A 22,652-nucleotide genomic window follows, 5' to 3' on the forward strand; every position below is an offset into this window, starting at 1 on the left:
AGGACGACAAGCATGAGCCATTCGTATCCAAGCCATTCATATCCAGAGCACGTCAGAATCGTTGATGTCAGCCCACGTGATGGACTACAAAACGAGTCAACGACGGTACCGACTGAGGTTAAGCAAACGCTTATCAATGATTTGATTGCGGCAGGTGTCAAAAAGCTAGAAGCAACAAGCTTTGTCTCGCCAAAGTGGGTGCCACAAATGGGCGATAACAGCGCGCTACTTGAAGCACTTGAGAAGACACGGCAGACAGATATTTGCTACTCAGTCCTAGTACCCAATATGCGCGGCTTTGAAAATGCCATCATTCATCGTCCTGACGAAATCGTCATTTTTGGTTCAGCCAGTGAGACCTTTAGTCAAAAAAACATCAATTGTAGTATTGATGAGAGTATCGAGCGTTTTGCGCCAGTGGCTGCTGCGGCAAAAGCGCAAGGTATCAAAGTACGAGGTGTGATTTCATGTACAGTCGGCTGTCCTTATGAAGGTGACATTGATCCAAGCCAAGTAGCCCATGTGACTAAGCGTCTGATAGAGATTGGTGCAGAGCAAATTGGTATTGCTGATACCATTGGTGTTGGTACGCCGCTCAAAGTGCAACGAGCATTACAAGCTGCATTAGAATATGCTGATATCTCTATGCTATCAGGTCATTTTCATGATACTTATGGTCAAGCATTGAGCAATACGCTAGTCGCACTACAAATGGGTGTTAGCGAATTTGACACCTCCGTCGCTGGCTTAGGCGGTTGTCCTTATGCTAAAGGCGCAACAGGCAATGTGGCAACCGAAGATGTGGTGTATATGCTGCATGGTATGGGTATCAGTACTGGTATTGATTTGGATAAACTGGTCGTGGCAGGCGAGCGTATCAGTGCGTTCTTAAAGCGTCCAAATGGCTCAAATGTGGCACGTGCCATCATCAATAAACGTCAGTCTTAAACAGCATAGTCAATCCACTATAAAAGTGTGACAGCGTTAACCTCGCTTGAAGTATTACATATACATCTACACTCGGTTGCCTTGTCAGACTTTCACATTGAATTGACTACGACTTCAAAAATGACATTATAAATGCAGTTACAGTGGTTTTAAAAAACAGATTGAAATTCGAAATTTAAATATATCAAAATACAAGGAATAGTTATGAGTTTACCTGGATTGAATTTTCAGCTTGGCGAAGATATTGATGCCCTACGCGATATGGTACAGCAGTTTGCGGCCAATGAAATCGCCCCACGTGCAAGCGAAATCGACAGTAGCGATGAGTTCCCTATGGATCTGTGGCAAAAGATGGGTGATATTGGCTTGCATGGTATTACCGTTCCTGAAGAATACGGCGGATCAAACATGGGCTACGTCGCACATATGGTCGCGATGGAAGAGATTAGCCGTGCGTCCGCTTCTGTGGCGCTGAGCTATGGTGCGCACTCTAATCTTTGTATTAACCAAATCAAACGTAATGGTAGTGAAGCACAAAAACAAAAGTACTTGCCAAAGCTGGTCAGCGGTGAGTTCATCGGTGCATTGGCAATGAGTGAGACTGGTGCTGGTTCAGATGTCGTCAGTATGAAGCTTAGAGCTGAAGAAAAAGACGGCAGTTATGTTTTGAATGGCACTAAAATGTGGATCACCAATGGTCCTGATGCGGATGTGATGGTGGTTTATGCCAAGACCAATCCTGAGCTAGGCGGCAAAGGCATGACAGCCTTTATCGTTGAAAAAGGTATGGAAGGTTTTGGTACGGCACAGAAGCTAGACAAGCTCGGCATGCGTGGTAGCCATACGGGTGAGATGACCTTTAACAATGTGACTGTGCCAAGCGAAAATATCTTGGGTGGTCTCAATGAAGGCGTCAAGGTATTGATGAGTGGCCTAGATTATGAGCGTGCCGTATTGGCTGCGGGTCCTATCGGCATCATGCAAGCGGTGATGGATAATGTTGTGCCTTATATCCATGACCGTAAGCAGTTTGGTCAAGCCATCGGTGAGTTCCAGCTTATTCAAGGTAAAGTGGCAGATATGTATACGATATTGCAAGCAGGTCGCAGCTTCCTATATACGGTCGGCAAAAATCTCGATATGTTGGACGCGCGTGGTGCCGGTCATAGTCGCGAAGTGCGTAAAGATTGTGCCAGTGTGATCCTATGGTGTGCCGAAAAAGCCACCTGGATGGCAGGCGAAGGTATTCAAATATTTGGCGGTAACGGCTATACCAATGAGTATCCACTTGGCCGCTACTGGCGTGATGCTAAGCTGTATGAGATCGGTGCAGGTACCAGTGAAATTCGCCGTATGCTAGTCGGTCGTGAGCTATTTAACGAGACAAAATAAGAAAGTATTAGGGCAATAGCTAGCAAGACCTTAGCTATTTCTTGATAGTAAAATAAAAAAGCAGTACGTTTAAAACGTACTGCTTTTTTCATGTTAACGTGACACTGAGTTATCTATGATCGATTATGACTTATTCCGATAATCAAAGTATCTTGCCAAACCATTTAATAATAAATCATCACGCAAGCGTACTGGGCGATTGACGTGCTGCGAGATCGTGGCTGCATCACCACCTGTCATAATCAACTCAAAGTTAGGATGACGGTGGCTAATCTCATTAATCGCACCAACAATGGAGAGTAAGATACCTCGGTGCACAGCATCCTGTGTGGTCAGGCCTTGGCCAACGCTATCGAATGTACCGTTAGAGATGGTGATCTGCTTGGTACCAGAAAACAACGACTCACGTTGCAGGTAGATACTCGGGAAGATATAACCGCCCAAATGCTCAGCGTGATCAATCAAATCAATGGTCACGGCGGTACCGCAGCCGATGACACACTGGCGTTTTTTCTTATCGACCGCACCTAGCATCTGTAGCCAACGATCACAGCCGAGCTGATCGTCATTATAGTTACTCTTCATCAGCGCATGCGCGGCATCCACATGGACAAACTCAAACGGCGTATTGAGACGGCTTAAGGTCTCCGATACTTGAGCATTGAGATTGTCGCCCAATACGGACGAGATACCGATAAAGTCAGGGGCAAAACGCTCAAAGCGATCCGTCAGACCCATCAGTAATTCGGCTGGTGCTTGCAAATGCTGTTTGGCATCATGTGTGACTATCTGACCGATATCATCGGTGAGCCAGTATTTCAGGCGGGTATTTCCAAGATCAAGCCAGAGCATAAAAGTCCCTTTATATCGTGCTCGTTAATATATGATGCTCATCAGTATGGTTATCTATAGCCGGCGAACTATTAAACCGCTACGGTGTTACCCTCCCTAGAGGTACTATATGTACAATCTGCGGTCGGCTGCCTTGTAGCTGTTTTAGATTTCTTTGACTATATACTTAATAAATAACGTCGATGCGTCCAGTAAAAAGCGTAGAAATATTACCGTTATCTAAGCGCAATTGCAAACACCCGTGAGTATCCACACCGTAAGCATGACCGATCACCACATGCTCTTTGTTATTATAGTGTTGGGTGACGCGTAAGCGCAGACCTGCTAGGGCATCCATCGCTGCAAATTGTGCCAAAAAACTATCTAAATAAGACGTATGACCGGTGGGCTGCTCTAACCCTAAATGCTCAAAGCGCGTCATCGCCGCCATCAATGCTTTACTCATCTGCTGATAGAGTGTTTGTAGGTCTGGTAGTCTCTCAGAACGTGTCTCTGGAGGTAGCATCTCATTAATATCTTGCAGACTAATCGCTTGGTAACTCATGCCCTCAGACGTCTGCGCCGTTAGTTTTGGCGCAGCTTGTACATTAAGGCCGATACCTAATACCACACCGACCACCCTGCCAGACTGAGTGACAGGCTCTATCAAAATGCCAGCCAGTTTATTAAAGGGTAGCGTACGCTGAGTTGATACAGCACTACTCAAGCCTGAGCTATCTGATACCGAGTCAATCGCCACAGATTTATCTTCATCTGAGGTTTTAGTTGGCTGCTGATAGAATCCTAGATCATTTGCCCATTTGACACCAATTGGCGTCAACTCTTGCGCTTGTAACTGCTCATTCAATGTTTGAATGATGGGCATGTTTGCCAGCTCAACGCCGATGATGAGTGACAATATGCCACTGATCGGCATATGCACAGGATGATATAGCGACAGATAGACATTACCGCGTGGCGACTGCCATGAACGGCCGTGTTGTCCACGTCCGGCGCTCTGGGTCTCAGCGGTCAACAGCTGCACTGCCGTAGCATCTAATGTCCCGTTTTGGAGTTGCTCTATCAGCTCGCTATTGGTCGAGGCGCTGCTGACAACGTGACGGTGATGGAGCTCGGATAAGTAGGCAGAGGAATTCGTGAGTGGCAGCATAAGTTTAGTCGATGTGGTTAAAGGAAATTTTGATATACTGGGCGATTGTCAATGACAGCATAAAGGTCACGTTGAGATTTGGCAAATACAATTGAGCACACCTAAGCGCCAGTGAGTATTATAGCGTCAGTCAATATTATAAAAGGTTCGTTCTATGATGTTATATGTGTGGTTTGTGATTGCAGGGGCGTTCGCAGGTGTCAGCGCGGGCTTGTTTGGCGTGGGCGGCGGCATGATTATCGTGCCAGCATTGGTGTGGATTTTTACCGCTTATGACTTTTCGCCAGAAGTAATCACCCATTTGGCCATTGGGACGTCATTGGCGACCATCGTTGTGACCTCAATCAGCTCACTGACTGCACATAACAAGCGCGGCGGCGTGCGCTGGGAAGTATGGCGCAAGATGGCGCTTGGATTGGTCATCGGTAGTTTGGTCGGCGCTGGTATCGCGGATATGATTGATGGGCAGGCACTACAGGCCATCATTGGTATTGGTGCGTTATTGGTCGCGTTAAAAATGCTGTTCTTTTCGAATAAAGAGCAAGTGGGTAAACCCTTACCACCAGCTGGCGTACAGTTTGGTGCAGGTACTGGTATTGGTATGGCGTCTTCTATCTTTGGTATCGGCGGTGGTAGCTTGACCGTACCGTTTTTGAACTGGGCAGGGTTACCGATGAAACAGTCGGTCGGCACGTCAGCAGCGTGTGGTCTACCGATTGCATTGGCAGGGGCGGCAGGGTTTGCATGGTTCGGTCAAGACGTGGTCAATCTGCCTGAAGGCACGATGGGGTTTGTCCATATTACTGGGTTTCTATTTATCTCAGTGGCTAGCTTTGCCATGGCAAAAGTCGGTGCCAAGCTTGCCCATGTACTGCCAGCACTGATACTTAAACGCGCGTTTGGCGTTCTGTTATTGTTTGCAGGTGGGCAGTTGTTATTGAGTGGATTAGGTATTTTATAGCAATGATGAATTTTTATAAAACTAGTATGCAAACCGTGAGACATTATTAAGTATGAAAGCTGCAGAAAAATACCGCCGTGTTTTCGGCTCAATGAATCATCTAAAAGAACAGCTATCATGGACGACTGGTCTGTCTAATATGGTAGAGTTTTTGGCATGGGAGCCAAAGCAGATTCTTGGTATCACTAAAAAGCAATATGTCCGCCAAATCATTGAGTGGGCAACCCATCCAGAGCTAAAGGATAAAAACATAGAAGAGATTGAGCAATCAATCATCAAAAAACTCAATACAAAAATGAGTGAATCTGAGCAGCTAGAGACCTATTCAACGCAAACGATGGGCATCTGTAATGCGAGAGAAGCCGTGCGCCGCGTAAAATTCTTTTCTGAAGACTATCTCAATAAAGAATTCGATATTTTTTTGAGTTTATGTAGTGATATCTATCTAGACTTATTGTATCAGCAATTTATATCCTTTGAGCTAAGTGGATCATGGTCAACACATGGTAATAGCGGCATGTTTGAAAACAGTACAGAGCTAAAAGCGATGTATATGGATAACTTGGCCTATAACCATCAGGCAAATGTGCTGATAGCAAATGAGTTAAAGCTCGCTGGTCAGAAAAATCCAGACCCAATCCTAAAATACTGCTTGATGTATGAGCATTTATTAGAAAAAGGCTTTATCGATAAAGGCGCAAAGTTTTTGCTACTGTTTATCGGTGGCGACGCGCTAAGGCAAAACAAGCAAACGCTCGTAGATCGAGAGCTGGCGCTGTGTCACAAAAGACCGAGGAAATATCAGCATCTACTAAGAACAGAGCTGTTAGAGATAGTCGATCATTTAGAAGTGGCAAGTATCACATGGTCAGCCCTTATCGAGTTTAATAATCGCTACTTAGCAGAAAATACCGTCTGCCAAGTGGAGCAAAAACTGCTACGAGGGTTTCATCAAAGCATTCAATCAAAATCGTTTATGCACTTAGCGGTTTAACCCTAAAAATTTACTACAATTTCAGGTAGAATAGCCGATTGTTTTTGCTAAGTTTATTGACTATTCATGCGTTTAAAATCTCTAAAGCTGGCAGGCTTCAAATCCTTTGCCAATCCAACGACCTTTACTTTTCGTCATGGTATCACCGCCATCGTCGGGCCGAATGGCTGTGGCAAATCCAATGTGATTGATGCCATTCGCTGGGTGCTGGGCGAGACCTCCGCCAAGCAGCTGCGTGGCGGCGCGATGAGTGATGTCATCTTTGCTGGCACCCAAGATAAAGCCGCCAAAAGCGTTGCGAGTGTCGAGCTGACGTTTGAGCATACCCAAGATGAGCAGACGGGTATTCGCCATGAGTTTAACTTGTACCAAGAACTGTCTGTTCGCCGTCAGGTCAATTTGGAGGGACGCTCTGATTACTTTATCAATGGCACGCGTTGCCGTCGCCGTGATGTGGTCGATGTATTCTTGGGCACGGGACTGGGTGCGCGTAGCTATGCGGTGATTGAGCAAGGCATGATTGGGCGAATCGTTGAGTCCAGTCCCATGCAACTGCGTGAGTTTATCGAAGAGGCCGCAGGGGTGTCTCGTTATCAAGCACGCCGCGAAGAAACGCAAAAGAAACTAGAGAAAACACAAGAGAACCTAGCACGTCTGCATGACATGCAAAGCGAGCTGGTCAGCCAACAAAAACGCTTGTCGAAGCAAGCCGCCAGTGCACAGCGCTACGAAGAACTGGCCTTGACGCTTGCTGATATTGAACAGCAGCTAGCCGTTCAGCAGCTGTACCAAGCCAAGCACCATCAGCAGCAGCAAAAAATAACGCATGAGCGTAGTGCTACTGAGGTATCAACGCTACAGGCTGGCTATGATACGCTCAAAGCTCAGCAAGACAAGCTGGCGACTCGTATCAACCAAGAGCAATGGCTCAAGGATGATGCCCAGAGCGTTCATTATCAGCAGCAGCTCGGCTATCAACAAGCTGAGCACGCGCTGAGCGATGCCAAGTCACAATTGACTGTGATTGAGCAACAACTCGCAAGCTTGGATCAGCAGCGCGCGCAAGCAGTGGGTGAGATTGATCGATTAAAAGCTGAGCAAGCCGAGCAGCAGAATATATTAGAGTCGTTACGCCCACAGCTCAATGAGCTGACAAGTAAACGCGACACGCATAAACGCAATGAGCAACCGCTACAACGCGCATGGCATGACGCGCAAAACCAGTTATCACGCCTGCAAGATAAAGCACGCTTTCTTGAGCAGCAGCAAGCTATCAACGTTCAAGCACAAAAACGTCATCAGCAAAGCGATGATAAATGGCAGCGCCGCGAGCAAAACTGGCAAAACCTGTGGCAGCAATTACAGCAGTCTATCGCCCCATCTGATAATGCCGGTGCAAGTAAAATAGATGATATACAGGACCTGAGTCAGACGCTAGAAAAACAGATAGCTGATCTGAATATACAGCTACAGCAGATTGAGCGTCAACGCGACGCCGTGGATGAACGCTTGTCTGAGATACAACCACAAGCGCATGGGTTGCAGCAAAGATTAAGCGCACAGCAGAGCGAGTTGAGCGATGATGAAAAACGTCATGCATTGCTGGCAGGCGAATACGATACCCTGCATCAGATACTGCATCCGAAACCTACACAACAGCCGCAGCAGCAATCAGAAAAGACTAAAGCTACCGCGACAGATAGTGTAGATAGCGATGGCATACCTAATCAGCCGTTAGCCATCGCGATGCTACGTGAGCAGATTGAGTTAAGTACCAAGGGGCAAGAGCATGCACCGCTACTCGATAATATCTTGGCATTATGGCTTGATAGTCACGTGTTTACGGCAAAAAAATCTAGCACGGAGACATGTGGAGATGATTCTAAAAAAGCCGATAACTTATGGCAAGCGCTTGAGCATGGCGTTGCAGATTTGCTGACTTATCAGACTTCACAGAATAAGCAGGCTAATTCAGAAGGTCAGTCTTTAGTAGAGACAGGTCATAGCTTATGGATATCTGCTGAGCAACATGATAGCAGAGGCAATACCTTTGTCAGTGACTTACCAGCTACACTAGCTGATAAAGTGTGGCCACTCTCGCAATTGATTACTCAGCCTGTACTGAAGCTTTGGCAACAGTGCTATATATATACGGCGGCGTTTGACAGTAGCCATCAGCATGAGATTGACACACTGACTGAAGTGCTAAGGTCATTACCACCATCAGCCATTCTACTCACCGCAGATGGTTGGATCATCAGTCGTCAAGGAACGATTAATCTAAGCAAGTTTGCTGGCGTGCAAGATAGCCAAAGTGACACCAATAGCCAGTTTCTCACACAGCGTTTGCAACAGCGTAGTCGCTTGCAAGCATTAGAAGAGTTGCTCGATGCGTTTGAAACCAAAATAGAAACGCAGAAGAAGTCCATTGCAAAAAACCATCGTGACTATGATGCATTAATAATCAGCTTAGAAGAAACGCGCGCGCAAGCGGAGCAATTAACCCGTGATAAACACAAACTTCAGCAGCAACTCACTACTCAGCGCGCCAATGCTGAGCGCTTGCAAGCGGATAGTCAACGCCTAAACACTGATAAAGTAACGCTAGAACAAGAAAAGCAGGAACTGGCGCAAGAGCAACAGACGCTCGAACAAGAGCAACAGCATATTGAAAGTAATATAGCCACGCTAACGCCGCAAATAGCAGAGGCCAGAGCGGCAAACCAGCAACTGCAAGCTGAGCGCAGTGAGCTAAATCGCGCGCGTCAAGCAGATGATGACGCTTGGCAAGCATTACAGCTGCGTATCCAGCAATACGAGATGCGCTTGGAGCATAGCGTTAGTAGTCTGGTACGTGCGACGGCGCAATATGATAAGTCGTTAGAGAGTGAACAACATCTACAAATGCGCCATGAGCAGCAGCAAAACAAGCTACCAGCTTTGCAAGCTGTATTGCAGCGTGTACGGGTAGCGCGTGATGAGCAGCAAGTGCTATTGACTGAGCGCGATACTGCGCTCATGGCACTCAAACAAGACTATGCCCAGCAGCAGACTGCATTTGACTCGTTGCAACACACGTTACATACGCAGCAAAACGAGCTTGCACGCCATGCGACTGAACTGGCACTGAGCGCGGCGCGTTTGGAAGATGAAAGTACGCATACGCAGAGCGCCCTAGATGCTTATGCTCGTATAAGTGATAAATACAAAGCACAAGCAGAGCATTCGCAACATTCACAAACAAGCATGAGCGTCTCAAACTTACTAGCAGATTTCATCGCACACGATCGCCGTGTGCGCCCAGACAAGATTGCAGCGCTTGAGTCCGAGCGAGCCAAGCTGACCCAGCAGTTGAGCAAGATTGGCGCCGTGAATTTGGCAGCAGTCGCAGAGCTGGCCGAGGTAAACGAACGCCTAGAGCCACTTGCACAGCAGACAGCAGACATTGCCGCCAGTATGCAGACATTGACCGAAGCAATTGCCTCTATTGACGAGACCACCAAGACGCTATTTATGCAGACACTTGATGCGGTCAATAATGAGCTGGCCAATTTGTTTGCCAAAGTCTTTGGCGGCGGACAAGCCAGCCTAACGTTGAATACTGACGAAATGCCAGCCAATACAGCAAAGTCAGAACAGTGGCGGGCAGGAGTTACTCTAATGGCGCAGCCTAAGGGCAAACGTAACAGCCGATTAGCAGTATTGTCTGGCGGTGAAAAAACCCTCACCGCACTGAGTTTGATTTTTGCCATCTTTAAGCAGCATCCCGCACCGTTCTGTGTATTAGACGAAGTCGATGCGCCGCTTGATGATACCAATGTCGCGCGCTTTACCAGTCTTATTCATGAGCTGGCAGACGACTTACAGTTTATCTTTATCAGTCATAATAAACTGACTATGCAGATTGCTGATGAGCTAAAAGGCATTACCATGCCAAGTGCGGGCATCTCGACATTAGTCAGTGTTTCGCTTGATGAGGCCGCGCGTTACGTGGAGAGCTAGTAGCCGCTATTCACCTATCATTGACCCCATATGACATGGGTATAGGACAGCATGATAAGCGCGCAAGTGATATGTTTTATGCTGTGATTGCCTATGTAATGGCAATAAAAAATCGCTATCAGCCCTGCTATATCGACTGTATAGTGACTCAGTTAACTATTGAGCTGACTATAGTAGAACACTGATGTATGCACTGTGATTAAATAAGTCAATGCAATGAACCAGTTGGCATAGAGGCTATTGATTTTGAGCTCAGTCAAGCATACTGGTTATAAAATACACAATGTGATGACGGCATGAGTTTGCCATGCTAGAATATTGCCATTTATGCTCGATTGTGTATTCTCTTTTGTTATATATACTAGGATGTATTTATCATGACCGTTGTTCAGTTTATATTGATTGCCGTTGCCGCGTTTATCGTGTTTGCAGGGCTGTTTATGGTCATTCGCAGCTTTAAGCGCCGAGGTGCTACCGAAGCTGCTGCGGTCAATTATGATAAAAATGGTATTCCCATCATACCGCGCCACGAGCGCAATATCGTTGATCAGCCAGACTTGGATGATACCGTCGCGGGCGAGACGAGCATTGGCCCTGATCGTAGCTATCTAGATGCCGTCGTCGAGGAAGCGCCTCTGACCGAGCCGCACACTACTGTCGATGCCCAGCTGACCCCTGATCATGCCGAGACAGATGACTATGGTGTGATAGATGATACCGACTATGCGCGCTGGCAAGATGAGCAGCGCCGTGCCGACAGTGCTGAGTTCGTAGAAGCTGCCGAGCAGATGCATATCGAGCAAGAGCCTGATGCCTTCTCAAGCCTAATGTCAGCGACTGACAGCCTGATGCCATCAATCGATACCGCAGAAGAGCCAAGCTTCGATGAAAAGAGTCCGATACTTGATCAGCATTTATCAGAGTCAGGCGATGATGCGCAAAATGGCCCACTGATCCATGCCAGAGACAACATCAATATCACCATCTTGCCGAACCAATATCGTGATCGTCCAGCGGTGATTATCCGTGGTCGTGACCTATTAGCACTGATTGATAAATATGGCCTACGCTATGGCGCGATGAACATGTTCCATCGCTATGAGCAAAAAGACGGTACTGGCATATTGTGGTTTAGCATGATGGGTATTACCGACAGTGGTATCGCACCCTTTGATCCGCATAGTGTCGCGACCAACAGTTATAACGGTGTGGTGGTGTTCTTGTCATTGCCGCATCCACAAGCTGTACACAGCTTTGATAGTATGATGAGTATTGCTTATATGATGGCAAGCGATCTTGACGCGACTATCTTGGACGAAGAAAACGAAGCAATCACCCCTGAATACAAGCAGCAGCTACGTAATCAAGTCCGCGACTATGCAGGTTAAAGATAGTGCAGATTAAGCGTGATGTATGTTAAACGCTGACTAATCTAAGAAGCAATAAAAGGGCAAATAGCGATCGACGTTATTTGCCTTTTTATGGTCTGCATTTTTTTCAATGTATATTTCTTAAGAAAGTCACAGTCAGTCCAAGATAAGTTGGAGACAAGCAGGGCGAGTAAAAGTGCGCAAAGCACTAAGCTAAGTAGGCCTGACGTCATCGCTGATTTATATAGGATTGACTATACCGAGCCTACTACAAACTTGTTATCATATCGGTATCTTGAATTGCGAAAAAGACGCCGACTATGACTGACTCTACCTCACCAAATAATTCTAAAAATCTATCTGCCCAAGTAGAAAGCCAAGCACCTGCGACCTCTAATGTACCCAGTCCGACCGATGGCAGTACGACTAACAGTACAGAGATTGTCTCACGAATGCGTGCGCTGATTGACGCGATTAAGACGCATAACTATGCCTATTACGTGCTTGATAATCCAATCTTAGAGGACAGCGAATACGATCAGTTGCGTCGCTCACTGCTTGAGATTGAAGAAGCCTATCCAGATTTGGTACAGCCAGACAGTCCGATCAATCAAGTCGGTGACATGCCATTATCAGCCTTTACTCAAGTCACTCATGACATCCCAATGCTATCGCTGGGTAATGTCTTTGAGTATGATGATTTGCGCGATTTTATGCGCCGTGTCAATGACCGTCTTAGCGTGTCGCAGCAGAGTCCTGAATATGAGATGGAGCTAAAGCTCGACGGGCTAGCAGTATCATTAAAATATGTACATGGCAAGTTTGTACAAGCGGTCACGCGCGGTGATGGGCAGACGGGTGAAGACATTACGCAAAACACAAAGACCATTCGTAACTTGCCACTTTGGATTGCAGGTGCCGCTGACATCGAGCTATTAGAAGTGCGCGGTGAAGTACTGATGCCAAAGGCAGGGTTTGAGCGTCTCAATCGTCTAGCAGAAGAGAATGAGGGTAAAACCTTTGCCAATCCACGCAATGCAGCCGCTGGTAGCTTACGTCAGTTAGATCCTGCCGTCGCTGCCAGTCGTCCACTTGCATTTTACGGCTACTCAGTCAATCAAGGTTTACCAGACACTATTGACACTCAGTCAGGGGCGCTGGCATGGCTCACCGAGCTTGGGTTTACGGTTAGTGCCGTAGAAGTGGTCGCAAATCCACGTGCCGCGCAGACCTATTATGAGTCAGTGATTGAGAGCCGTGGCGATCTGCCATTTGAGATTGATGGCATGGTTATTAAGGTCAATAGCCTTGCATTACAGCAGCAGCTTGGATTTTTGTCACGTGAGCCACGTTGGGCGACTGCCTATAAATTCCCTGCTGAAACGGTGATGACACGTCTCAACGATATCGAATGGCAAGTCGGGCGTACCGGTCAAATCACCCCAGTCGGTAAGCTCGAACCTGTCAAAGTCGGCGGCGTCACCGTCAGTAATGTCACCTTGCATAACTTTGGTGAGATTCAGCGTTTGGACGTGCGTGCAGGCGATATGATCAGCGTACACCGTGCTGGTGATGTGATACCGAAAGTCAGCCGCGTTTGGCACGACCAACGCCCAGCCGATAGCACGCCAGTCACGCTACCTGCTACTTGTCCGGTATGCGACTCGCCTGTGGTGCTACCAGAAGGTGAAGCATTGGCACGCTGTACTGGTGGCCTATTTTGCCCTGCGCAGCAGCAAGAAGCGCTGATTCACTTTGTCTCACGCCGTGCCATGGATATCGACGGGCTTGGCGCAAGCTGGCTCATCAGCTTCTTTGAGCACGGTTTGGTCAAAACTGTCGCTGATATCTATCAATTGCACAATCATGCAGATGAGATGGTCACCCTTGAAAAATTGGGTGAAAAGTCAGTACAGAACATCATCAATGCCATTGAAGCCAGTAAGCATACTACGCTCGCACGTTTTATTTATGCACTTGGCATACGCGGTGTGGGCGAGGGCACGGCACAGAACTTTGCTCAGCAATTTGGTGATCTCGATAGCCTAATGGCAGCCAGTATCGAGACTCTGATTAAGACCCCTGACGTTGGCACTATCACTGCTGAGTTGGCTTACGAGTTCTTCCGTGCGCCGCATAATATCGAAGTCATCACTGCATTACGCGAAGTTGGCGTCCATTGGGATAAAGTCGAGCAAAAAGCCGCTGGAGACTTGCCACTCGATGGCCAAACGTGGGTGATTACAGGTGCACTGAGCAGCATGGCGCGTGATGAAGCCAAAGCCAAGCTACAAGCATTGGGTGCAAAAGTCTCAGGCAGTATTTCTGCGAAAACCACGGCATTATTGGCAGGCGAAAAAGCTGGGTCGAAGATGGCGAAGGCTGAGAAGCTAGGCGTGAAAGTCGTGGGTGAGGAAGAGTTTTTGGCGATGGTTGGGGAGTAGGTGATGAATATCGATGATATCGAAGGTTTGGACGAAGCGACTCGTAAGAAGATTGAAGAGTTGAGGCAGGTGACGCGAGAGAAAGATGGAAGTGATAATTTTGCAAAAGCACAGTTTAATATTGGAATTATCTTAGCGCAAAATAATAATGTTTTGAGTGCGTTATCTGTATGGGAAAGTATTAAATATATAGATAATGCAAAAGTTTATGCATATACCCAGCTCAATATGGGTATGGCTTTGGCAAATAGTGATCAGATTGATCTAGCATTAGCTAGATGGAGGAATATTAATTTTAATGATGCTTCAAATTTATATGCTAATGCGCAACTTAATATTGGAACTGCTTTACAGGAAAAAGGTGATACATCCAACTCATTATTGGCATGGGGTAGTATTAAACATACAGATAATGCTGAAATTTATGCTCAAGCACAATTTAATATAGGTCTTTATTTATATAAGAATGCAAATACTGAAAAAGGCTTATCGATTTTACGAAATATTAGTGACTCAGATAACCCAAGAATTTATGCAAAAGCTCAGTATATTCTAGGGCTTATATTAAAAAAAGAAAAAGACTTGGAAAATGCGTTAAGAACACTATGTAACATTAGCTTTTCTGATGACCCAAAAATATATGCACAAGCAGAGTTGAGCATTGGCTGGTTGTTAGAAGACATTGGAAGTCCCATAAGCGTTCTAGAAGCATGGAGTAGAGTTAAACGCGAAGACAATAAGGAAGCTTATGCTACAGCACAATTTTGTACTGGAAGTCATCATGCTGAGCATGAAAGTATGGAAGATGCTATTAATGCATGGAAAAAAATCAGGCATTCAGATGATAGCTTAGTATATGCACGTGCTCAATATGAAATTGGACAACACTTCATTAATGACCATGTATCAAAAAAATATGAAGAAGCACAAGAGGCATTTATTAACGCTGATTCAGCTTATTCTTATGAAACATACTGTTATAGCAAAATCTGTGATTTGATAAAAAATACGGAGACAGAGAGTTTTGGTTTAAGTGCGTTGAGCTTATTAAACCTAGTATTAAAAATAGCCAGTATTTTGACACTAGATTTCAAACAGTATGCGGATGAAGAAAAACCTTTCGAGAGAAAACTTGCCCATTATACGTCGACATATATTTCTAACCTGCTATTAAGTAATGATAAGAAAAATAGTTCTCCAAGCCTTTTTAGGCTGAATACAATTAATAATGTTAATGATCCAAGCGAGGGTCAGTTACTTATTAGGAAGTTAAAAGGTGTAAAAGATAACAAATTTGCTCCATTAGATTTTAATGAAGAATATCATGCTTTCATCAGCTGCTTTACTTTCAACCATGATAGTCTAAATCAGTTTAGACTTTATGGTAAACAGGATAATAAAGAAGCTTCTGGAGTAAGCTTGGTTTTCAAAAAAGAATTTTTCCAATCTGATAGCTCTATAGGAGGACTTTCCTATTTATCATTTGAGAATACACCAAAATTCGTTAAGACTAGTTCCAATCTAAATAATGAAGAATTCTACGATACACAAATTCAAGAACCTGAGAACGAAAATCAAGAGATAGTTAGACGTTCAGTGATGCGATGTGTTTATCTAGACCCGTCATCAGATTATTTTCACTTGGCACAGCGAAACCGTTTAACATTCTTTAGAGAGTTCGGTGATAAGATAGTAACAAAGAACGGTAAACAGAAGTTTCAAGCCGAATATGAGTGGGGTATTTATCAAGAATATATAAAAATTATTACTGATGAATTTGAAACTGCTTATGAAAACCTTAAAACTACCTACAAGGAAGTAGAGGCAGAAATTAATAATGTAAGGTTTATTCTTGGGAGCTTGAAGCAGAAAGAGTTGAACACCTTATTAGATGAGATACTTTTACCTTTAAAGTATTTGATAAAACATTCAGCATTTCGTGAAGAGCAAGAATGTAGGATAATTTATATTACTTCAATCGATAGACCTAAAGTGACAATGGAATATGGTAGTTTTCTATATGTCGAGTATGAACCTAGCGTTAAAGACCATCTTGATAAAATTTATATGGCTCCCGCTGCGCTTCACCATAAACGATACTTCGACCACATTCTAAAAGATATTGATGTACCAGTTGAAGTATCAGGAAATGTATTTAGATAGTTATTTGCTTACGAAAAATCATCAATAATATGGATGCTGCCCCATCTCCTATGGCCATTTACTCTTGTATAGGTCATCATCCATAATATATATATTAATTTTCTACTCCACCATCTCACTATGCGCCTTCGCATCGCCTTTCTTACCATCTGGCTGAATCACGATAGGTAATACCAGCCCTTTGGCAAAGTCGTCAGACAGCACATAATCATAACTGCTAGCAGCGACATCGGGTGTGGTATGAATGATAAGCGTCATCTCATTACCATCGGTCAGCTCATGTGAGGTATAGGTTTCGCTGAGTTGATCTAGTATTTTTGATACCGCCTCGTTACTGGCCATGCTAATGGTTAGATTGTGCTGCGCAGTCGCAGCGTCCACCTTGAAATAATCTGCATAATCACGGACGTTCTGACTGTCGATGGCAAACGGGTATTTGTAATTGGTAGGATCAGCAGGCTTTTCACCACTGTCCATGATCGACCAGTCGATGGTATTGACCGCTGGTTTGCCTTCTGTTGTTGAGAGTGCTGCTGCGGTAGCCGACGTCGGCTCTTTATTAGCAGCTGCTTGGTCGGTGGCATTAACAGAGTCAGCAGAGTTGTCACATCCTACCAGCGCCCACATACTGGCAGCTACAATCACCGTTAGATTTATCAGACGCTTCGCCATCGAGTTATCCTTTTTATGATCAGTCATGATTAATGTACTCTACCTGCTATTTTGACAGCTTTCTGTATGGTTCTCTAGCGAAATACATCGGATGGTAAGTTTTGATATAGTCTAATCCTCTATAAAAGAATGACAGCGTTAACCTCGCTAAGCATACTAATGTATAACTTGCACTCGGTTTCCTTGTATCGAAATTATATTGAACTGACTAGGGCGTGTTGACTATTCAAATATTAGGGCTGCTGATCGCTAAAATTGCACCAAACTAGGCGCAAGCCGACGATAATGTCGAGACCTTAGCTAGGCTTGCAACAACGTTTGGGGTGATTTTAGCATCAGCCTTTCAGGGCAGTACTATTTTCTGCCAATATATGGCGAAATTGTCTAACCTAGAATGACTAGGCATCAAAAATTTCACGGCATATTGTCTAAAAAATAGTGACTGCCAGCACCACATTTGAATGTTCAATACGCCCTATACAGCTGTCTATCTGATGCTGATTTTTATAGCTATGTTCATAGAGATATCGAATGAATATGCACAAAAAAGCAGCCATTATAAAATGACTGCTATTTATCTGTGACAACTATTAGATGATCTTTAGTGAATTAGATTTGGCAGTTTACTTGGTATTCTTTACCGTTGGCCCATTTCATCGCAAAGATACCTTTGTCATCTTTCATGTGCCATGCATAGACCACTTCTGGGTTTGAGTCATTGACATAACTTGCCACTTCACCCTTTACTGCACCGTTTAAGATGACGGGTTGCTCGGCCCATTTTACTTTAGGCAAAGTCACATTGAGCATGACTTGTTCTTTATTAATAGACTGTTTTGCCATGATGGTACTGTCGTCAGTACAAGTGTACGGTGCTGGTGCCATACGATCGTAAGCAGCAGTGACCTTTTCTGGCACAGGCGTATCAGTCGCAGTCGGTGCGGTAGTCGCACAAGCGCTCAATAGCGCAAGGGCAGGTAGGGCGGTTGCAATTTTAGTTATTATTTTCATGGTGCTCTCCAAAGCTTTTCACTGGTGTCATTTACTTGTTCTTAACGATGCATTTAGCATATGAGGCTTATAGTAGCGAAAATGAACCATGTCAATGTTAGAAATTGTTTGTTACCTGTTAGCTTCGTTACCCAACCGCTGTCGAATGTAACTTGCAGTATTCAAGAGAATATTAAGCATGCGATGCTGATTTTGACGCTCATATTTTGAAGAGCATGATGATAGAATCTGATTATAAAACCTAACTATAAAATCCGACCATAAAAAAAGCGCCTATCAACGAGTGGCTGATAGGCGCTTTTTGTTTTACTTAACACGCACTAGATTGAGCATGCATTTCTATACTATCAACACTATTTGGTTTTACGCGGTGGCAGACCCGTATGCTGAGTTTGGAAGTTGCCTTTGCTGACTCTTTTTTTAGTGTTTGTAGCTGCTGCGCCTTTTGCCGTTGCATTGCTATTTGACGAGTTATTGCTGCGCTTCACTGAGTCATTGCCAACACGGCTGTTCTTTTTGCGCGCTGACTGATAAGTATCTTGCGCGGCATCACGCCCTTCTAAACTGGCGTTAAATGGTGGAATTAGGCAACCACGGTTTTTACCAATCAGATCGCTACGACCCATATCTTGTAGTGCTTTGCGCAACATTACCCAGTTTTTTGGATCATGATAGCGCAAGAACGCTTTATGCAGTTTACGCTGCTTGCCAGACTTGACGATATCCATGTCACCTTCGTCACGGCTGATCTTATGTAGCGGATCTTTATGCGTGTGATACATGGTGGTCGCGGTCGCCATTGGGCTTGGATAAAATGCCTGTACTTGGTCAGCACGGTAGCCATTACTTTTGAGCCAAAGGGCAAGGTTCATCATATCTTCATCTTTGGTACCCGGATGGGCGGCGATGAAGTAAGGAATCAGATACTGCTCTTTGCCCGCTTCTTGGCTGTATTGCTCAAACATGGCTTTGAATTTGTCATAGCTGCCCATGCCCGGTTTCATCATCTTCGATAGCACGCCTTCTTCAGAATGCTCAGGGGCAATCTTTAGATAACCACCGACGTGATGGCTGACCAACTCTTTGACGTATTCAGGGTCTTTCACTGCCAAGTCATAACGCAAGCCTGAAGCAATCAGGATTTTTTTCACGCCTTTGATATCACGCGCTTTGCGATACAGCTTGGTCAAATTACTGTGATCGGTGATGAGGTTTTCGCAGACATCAGGATAGACGCAAGAGGGCTTACGGCAGTTCTTTTCAATCGTCTCATCTTTACAGCTCAGACGATACATATTGGCTGTTGGGCCACCGAGATCAGATATCACGCCAGTAAAGTTAGGCGCAGTATCACGAATCGCTTCTACTTCACGCAAGATTGAATCTTCTGAGCGGCTTTGGATAATGCGGCCTTCGTGCTCAGTAATCGAGCAGAACGTACAACCACCAAAACAGCCACGCATGATATTGACCGAAAACTTGATCATGTCATAAGCAGGGATGCGCGCATCGCCATAGCTTGGATGCGGCAGACGGGCATACGGCAAGTCAAACACGTAATCCATCTCTTCGGTTGAGAGCGGAATCGGTGGTGGGTTGAGCCAAACATCAATAGAAGTATGAGAGTTGCCAGCACCGCTACTATGACGCTGCACCAGCGCACGCGCATTACCTGGATTAGTCTCTAAATGCAGGATACGGCTAGCATGAGCATAAAGCACTGGGTCAGATTTGACGTGCTCATAATCAGGCAGGCGAATCACTGTCTGCTCACGTGGTGGCATTTTTAGCTTATGCTTGCGTGCGGTCATTGGCTTATCAAAGCCGCGCATTTGTACCACTTGCGTCTCTTCGTCGACTTGTTCAGCGTTGATGATTTTATTGGCGACAGGTTCTGCGACAAAGCCTTTATATTGCGACGACATTGATGACATAGCTTGACCAACAGGCGAGTCGCTTGGTTTGTCTTGCTCAATTGAGCAGCTATCAATATCTTCAGTCATCACATAAGGGTTGATGATAGGATCGACACGGCCAACGGTATCGACGTCGTTACTCGCGACTTCGGTCATGCCTTCTTGCCAATGGCGGCGTGTTGGGGTCAATAGGTACGATGTACCACGCAATTTGCTCATTTGCTCAAAGCTATAGCCTTTAGACAGACCATGTACCACATCGACAATGGCGCGCTCAGCATTACCATACAGTAAGACATCAGCACGAGCGTCCAACAAGATACTACGGCGCACTTTGTCTGACCAATAATCATAATGAGCAATACGGCGTAAGCTACCCTCGATGCCGCCTAAAATAATAGGCACATCAGGATAGGCTTCACGGCAGCGCTGGCTATAGACAATAGCGGCGCGGTCAGGGCGTTTGTTTGCCACGTTGCCTGGTGAGTAAGCGTCATCACTACGGATTTTACGATCCGCCGTATAGCGGTTGATCATGCTGTCCATGTTGCCCGCGGTCACGCCATAAGCATAGACAGGTTTGCCCAGTTCCATAAAGGCATCCTTGCTCTTCCAATCTGGCTGAGCAATGATACCAACACGAAAGCCTTGAGATTCTAATAGGCGACCAATAATCGCCATACCAAAACTTGGGTGATCGACGTAGGCGTCGCCTGAGATGATGATGACGTCACAAGCATCCCAGCCCAGATCGTCCATCTCTTTGCGGCTCATCGGCAGGTAAGGCGCTGGCTCGTAGCAGCTCGCCCAGTGTTTGTCATAATCATAAAGTGGCTTAGTGCCTTGTTTAAAGGCAGTGCGGGCGATGGTATCGGCAGACATGGGCGGACCTGTTAATTAGAAAATTGGCACTAAAAATACGTCCCTTATTACTCACTGATAATAAAGGCGAATTTAAAAGCGCTCATTTTAACATGAATCGCCCTCACTATGCGACCTATTCTATGATGGGCGAGTAATGATAAGTTATTGATAGCATGAGATAAACTGCTGATACAAAGTAAGTGGTTTATGGAACGATATAATGGTAAAAACAGCTTAAGCAGAACAGTCATATTACTAGCTCTTCAAAATCTTTGTTTAAGGGTTCTAGCCGTCCTCATTTGACCGATAGCCACATCATTACAAGGATGATAGTCAAAATATCGACTTGGCTGATACTAGTCATTTGTTTTCTTATATCTATAAATTTCTTTAATTTTTAATAGTAGATTGTGGCACAGGTTTTGCTTCAACCCTTTTAGGGCTTATTTGTGTGCACTGATGAGTGAAAATGGTGCACCGATAACATTTGAACAGATAGATAAGTGTTTGGAGATAAAATGAGAGCATCATTCACGGGGCTAGACACGCTAAAGGGCTTATTAAAACTATTAAGGTCATCGCTGAGTAATATACTGGTGCTGAGTACACTACTGTTTACAGCGATGGGTAGCGCCCAAGCCGCAGAGACAGACACATTGACAGTGGCACAACTGCTCGAATATCAAAACATCGCCTGGATTATCTGGGGCGGAGTATTGGTGTTTTTTATGCAGGCAGGTTTTGCATTACTAGAGAGTGGATCGGTACGTGCAAAAAATGCGGTAAACGTGATGATGAAAAACTATACTGATATGTGCATCGGTGGTCTGGCATTTTATTTGGTCGGCTTTGGGCTAATGATGGGCACCAATCACTCAGGGTTTGTCGGTACGGATCATTTTATGCCAACCGAATTGTCCAATATGGACTGGGCACTGATGTTTTTTCAAATGATGTTTGCGGCGACAGCAGTGACCATTGCTAGTGGTGCGATGGCAGAGCGCGTCTCGTTCATCGGCTATGCAGTCGCTGCCTGTTTGATTTGTTTGTTTATCTACCCTGTGTTTGCCAGTTGGGTGTGGGGCGGTCATTTTGGCGGTACTGGTTGGCTAGCTGAGCTTGGATTTATTGATTTTGCTGGGTCTACCGTCGTGCATTCTATCGGGGGTTGGCTTGCGCTGGCAGGTATTTTGGTTATCGGCCCAAGGCTAGGCCGCTTTGCCCCTGATGGCACGCCTAGACTAATCGCAGGGCATAACATGACGTTGCTAGCGCTGGGCGGATTTATCTTATGGTTTGGCTGGTTCGGGTTCAATGCTGGATCGACCTTGTCTATCACCGGTGATATCGGTCTGATCGCCGTCAATACTTTCATTGCAGCAGTGAGCGCTGTTGTGAGTTATATGTTGATCTCTCGGACACTTAACAAAGCGATTTTGCTGAGCGACAGTGTCAATGCCAGTTTGATTGGTTTGGTATCCATCACCGCAGGCTGTGCCACAACGACACCCATCTTTGCCATTGTCATTGGTGCGGTCGCCTCCGTCGTTTATATTTTATCCACGCAGGCATTATTAAAGCTCAAAATAGACGATGTAGTTTCAGCTGTAGCAGTGCATGGTTTCGGCGGTGCATGGGGCACACTCGCGGCAGGATTGTTTTATACAGGGGATTTGTTCAACTTATCACGGATTGGCATACAAGCACTAGGCGTGGGTGTGGCATTAGCTTGGGGACTGGGATTGGGTCTTGTGATGTATAAGCTTATTGACTTGAGTTTTGGATTAAAGGCGAGCCGCTTACACGAGCAGCGCGGCCTTGATTATACCGAGCATGCAGAGCTTGGCTACCCTGAGTTTCAAAAGCAGATGTTCGATTCCAAGAATTTAACCGAGCGGCATTTATAGGAGAGA

Annotated in this window: 14 protein-coding genes; 9 read left to right on the top strand and 5 right to left on the bottom strand. The window is 45.4% G+C overall.

The annotated features are described in order from the left end of the window. Nucleotides 1–12 precede the first annotated feature (12 nt). Together IP485_RS05645 and IP485_RS05650 are read left to right on the top strand one after the other, a co-directional pair. The gene (locus IP485_RS05645; protein WP_198326382.1) at nucleotides 13–948 is read left to right on the top strand and encodes a hydroxymethylglutaryl-CoA lyase; all 936 of its coding nucleotides are present in this window, start codon (nucleotides 13–15) and stop codon (nucleotides 946–948) included. A gap of 204 nt (nucleotides 949–1,152) precedes the next feature. Beyond that, a complete protein-coding gene (locus tag IP485_RS05650) occupies nucleotides 1,153–2,340 on the top strand; it encodes an isovaleryl-CoA dehydrogenase (protein ID WP_198326383.1) in 1,188 nt (395 codons plus the stop codon). 123 nt (nucleotides 2,341–2,463) lie between these two features. Here IP485_RS05650 and IP485_RS05655 read toward each other — a convergent pair whose 3' ends face one another. Then, entirely contained in the window at nucleotides 2,464–3,192 is a 729-nt protein-coding gene (locus IP485_RS05655) for a pantothenate kinase (protein WP_198326384.1), read from the bottom strand. Between the two features lie 166 nt (nucleotides 3,193–3,358). After that, nucleotides 3,359–4,342: a biotin--[acetyl-CoA-carboxylase] ligase gene (locus tag IP485_RS05660; RefSeq protein WP_198326385.1), complete on the bottom strand. Its 984-nt coding sequence runs from the start codon at nucleotides 4,340–4,342 to the stop codon at nucleotides 3,359–3,361. Between the two features lie 157 nt (nucleotides 4,343–4,499). On the opposite strand from IP485_RS05660, the gene IP485_RS05665 reads away from it, so the two are divergent. From IP485_RS05665 to IP485_RS05690, 6 genes are all read left to right on the top strand, one after another. Then, on the top strand, nucleotides 4,500–5,303 hold the full coding sequence (locus tag IP485_RS05665) for a sulfite exporter TauE/SafE family protein (protein ID WP_198326474.1): 804 nt from the start codon (nucleotides 4,500–4,502) through the stop codon (nucleotides 5,301–5,303). A gap of 52 nt (nucleotides 5,304–5,355) precedes the next feature. Continuing rightward, nucleotides 5,356–6,297, top strand: coding sequence for a hypothetical protein (locus IP485_RS05670; RefSeq protein ID WP_198326386.1), 942 nt, complete (start codon nucleotides 5,356–5,358; stop codon nucleotides 6,295–6,297). A 66-nt stretch (nucleotides 6,298–6,363) separates the two neighbouring features. Beyond that, nucleotides 6,364–10,299: an AAA family ATPase gene (locus IP485_RS05675; RefSeq protein WP_198326387.1), complete on the top strand. Its 3,936-nt coding sequence runs from the start codon at nucleotides 6,364–6,366 to the stop codon at nucleotides 10,297–10,299. Between the two features lie 377 nt (nucleotides 10,300–10,676). Further along, nucleotides 10,677–11,687, top strand: coding sequence for a cell division protein ZipA C-terminal FtsZ-binding domain-containing protein (locus IP485_RS05680; protein WP_198326388.1), 1,011 nt, complete (start codon nucleotides 10,677–10,679; stop codon nucleotides 11,685–11,687). Between the two features lie 302 nt (nucleotides 11,688–11,989). After that, the gene (gene ligA / locus IP485_RS05685) at nucleotides 11,990–14,113 is read left to right on the top strand and encodes an NAD-dependent DNA ligase LigA (protein WP_198326389.1); all 2,124 of its coding nucleotides are present in this window, start codon (nucleotides 11,990–11,992) and stop codon (nucleotides 14,111–14,113) included. Between the two features lie 3 nt (nucleotides 14,114–14,116). Beyond that, a complete protein-coding gene (locus tag IP485_RS05690; RefSeq protein WP_198326390.1) occupies nucleotides 14,117–16,276 on the top strand; it encodes a tetratricopeptide repeat protein in 2,160 nt (719 codons plus the stop codon). A gap of 102 nt (nucleotides 16,277–16,378) precedes the next feature. Here the strand turns inward: IP485_RS05690 and IP485_RS05695 are convergent, their stop codons facing one another. The 3 genes from IP485_RS05695 to IP485_RS05705 form a co-directional block, all read right to left on the bottom strand. After that, a complete protein-coding gene (locus IP485_RS05695; protein ID WP_198326391.1) occupies nucleotides 16,379–16,948 on the bottom strand; it encodes a hypothetical protein in 570 nt (189 codons plus the stop codon). A gap of 609 nt (nucleotides 16,949–17,557) precedes the next feature. Further along, nucleotides 17,558–17,959 (bottom strand): hypothetical protein, encoded by a 402-nt coding sequence (locus IP485_RS05700; RefSeq protein WP_194363658.1) that lies wholly within the window; start codon nucleotides 17,957–17,959, stop codon nucleotides 17,558–17,560. Between the two features lie 353 nt (nucleotides 17,960–18,312). Next, nucleotides 18,313–20,757 (bottom strand): YgiQ family radical SAM protein, encoded by a 2,445-nt coding sequence (locus IP485_RS05705; protein WP_198326392.1) that lies wholly within the window; start codon nucleotides 20,755–20,757, stop codon nucleotides 18,313–18,315. Between the two features lie 605 nt (nucleotides 20,758–21,362). Here IP485_RS05705 and IP485_RS05710 point away from each other — a divergent pair. Beyond that, on the top strand, nucleotides 21,363–22,646 hold the full coding sequence (locus tag IP485_RS05710) for an ammonium transporter (RefSeq protein ID WP_413787017.1): 1,284 nt from the start codon (nucleotides 21,363–21,365) through the stop codon (nucleotides 22,644–22,646). Nucleotides 22,647–22,652: the final 6 nt, after the last annotated feature.

The sequence above is a fragment of the Psychrobacter sp. NG27 genome, assembly GCF_016106655.1.
Lineage (GTDB): Bacteria > Pseudomonadota > Gammaproteobacteria > Pseudomonadales > Moraxellaceae > Psychrobacter.

What these genes read in the sequence shown, in the direction of transcription:
- IP485_RS05645 (WP_198326382.1), top strand. Translation starts at nt 13, where the DNA reads ATGAGCCATTCGTATCCAAGCCATTCATATCCAGAGCACGTCAGAATC.
- IP485_RS05650 (WP_198326383.1), top strand. Translation starts at nt 1,153, where the DNA reads ATGAGTTTACCTGGATTGAATTTTCAGCTTGGCGAAGATATTGATGCC.
- IP485_RS05655 (WP_198326384.1), bottom strand. Translation starts at nt 3,192, where the DNA reads ATGCTCTGGCTTGATCTTGGAAATACCCGCCTGAAATACTGGCTCACC.
- IP485_RS05660 (WP_198326385.1), bottom strand. Translation starts at nt 4,342, where the DNA reads ATGCTGCCACTCACGAATTCCTCTGCCTACTTATCCGAGCTCCATCAC.
- IP485_RS05665 (WP_198326474.1), top strand. Translation starts at nt 4,500, where the DNA reads ATGTTATATGTGTGGTTTGTGATTGCAGGGGCGTTCGCAGGTGTCAGC.
- IP485_RS05670 (WP_198326386.1), top strand. Translation starts at nt 5,356, where the DNA reads ATGAAAGCTGCAGAAAAATACCGCCGTGTTTTCGGCTCAATGAATCAT.
- IP485_RS05675 (WP_198326387.1), top strand. Translation starts at nt 6,364, where the DNA reads ATGCGTTTAAAATCTCTAAAGCTGGCAGGCTTCAAATCCTTTGCCAAT.
- IP485_RS05680 (WP_198326388.1), top strand. Translation starts at nt 10,677, where the DNA reads ATGACCGTTGTTCAGTTTATATTGATTGCCGTTGCCGCGTTTATCGTG.
- ligA (WP_198326389.1), top strand. Translation starts at nt 11,990, where the DNA reads ATGACTGACTCTACCTCACCAAATAATTCTAAAAATCTATCTGCCCAA.
- IP485_RS05690 (WP_198326390.1), top strand. Translation starts at nt 14,117, where the DNA reads ATGAATATCGATGATATCGAAGGTTTGGACGAAGCGACTCGTAAGAAG.
- IP485_RS05695 (WP_198326391.1), bottom strand. Translation starts at nt 16,948, where the DNA reads ATGGCGAAGCGTCTGATAAATCTAACGGTGATTGTAGCTGCCAGTATG.
- IP485_RS05700 (WP_194363658.1), bottom strand. Translation starts at nt 17,959, where the DNA reads ATGAAAATAATAACTAAAATTGCAACCGCCCTACCTGCCCTTGCGCTA.
- IP485_RS05705 (WP_198326392.1), bottom strand. Translation starts at nt 20,757, where the DNA reads ATGTCTGCCGATACCATCGCCCGCACTGCCTTTAAACAAGGCACTAAG.
- IP485_RS05710 (WP_413787017.1), top strand. Translation starts at nt 21,363, where the DNA reads ATGGGTAGCGCCCAAGCCGCAGAGACAGACACATTGACAGTGGCACAA.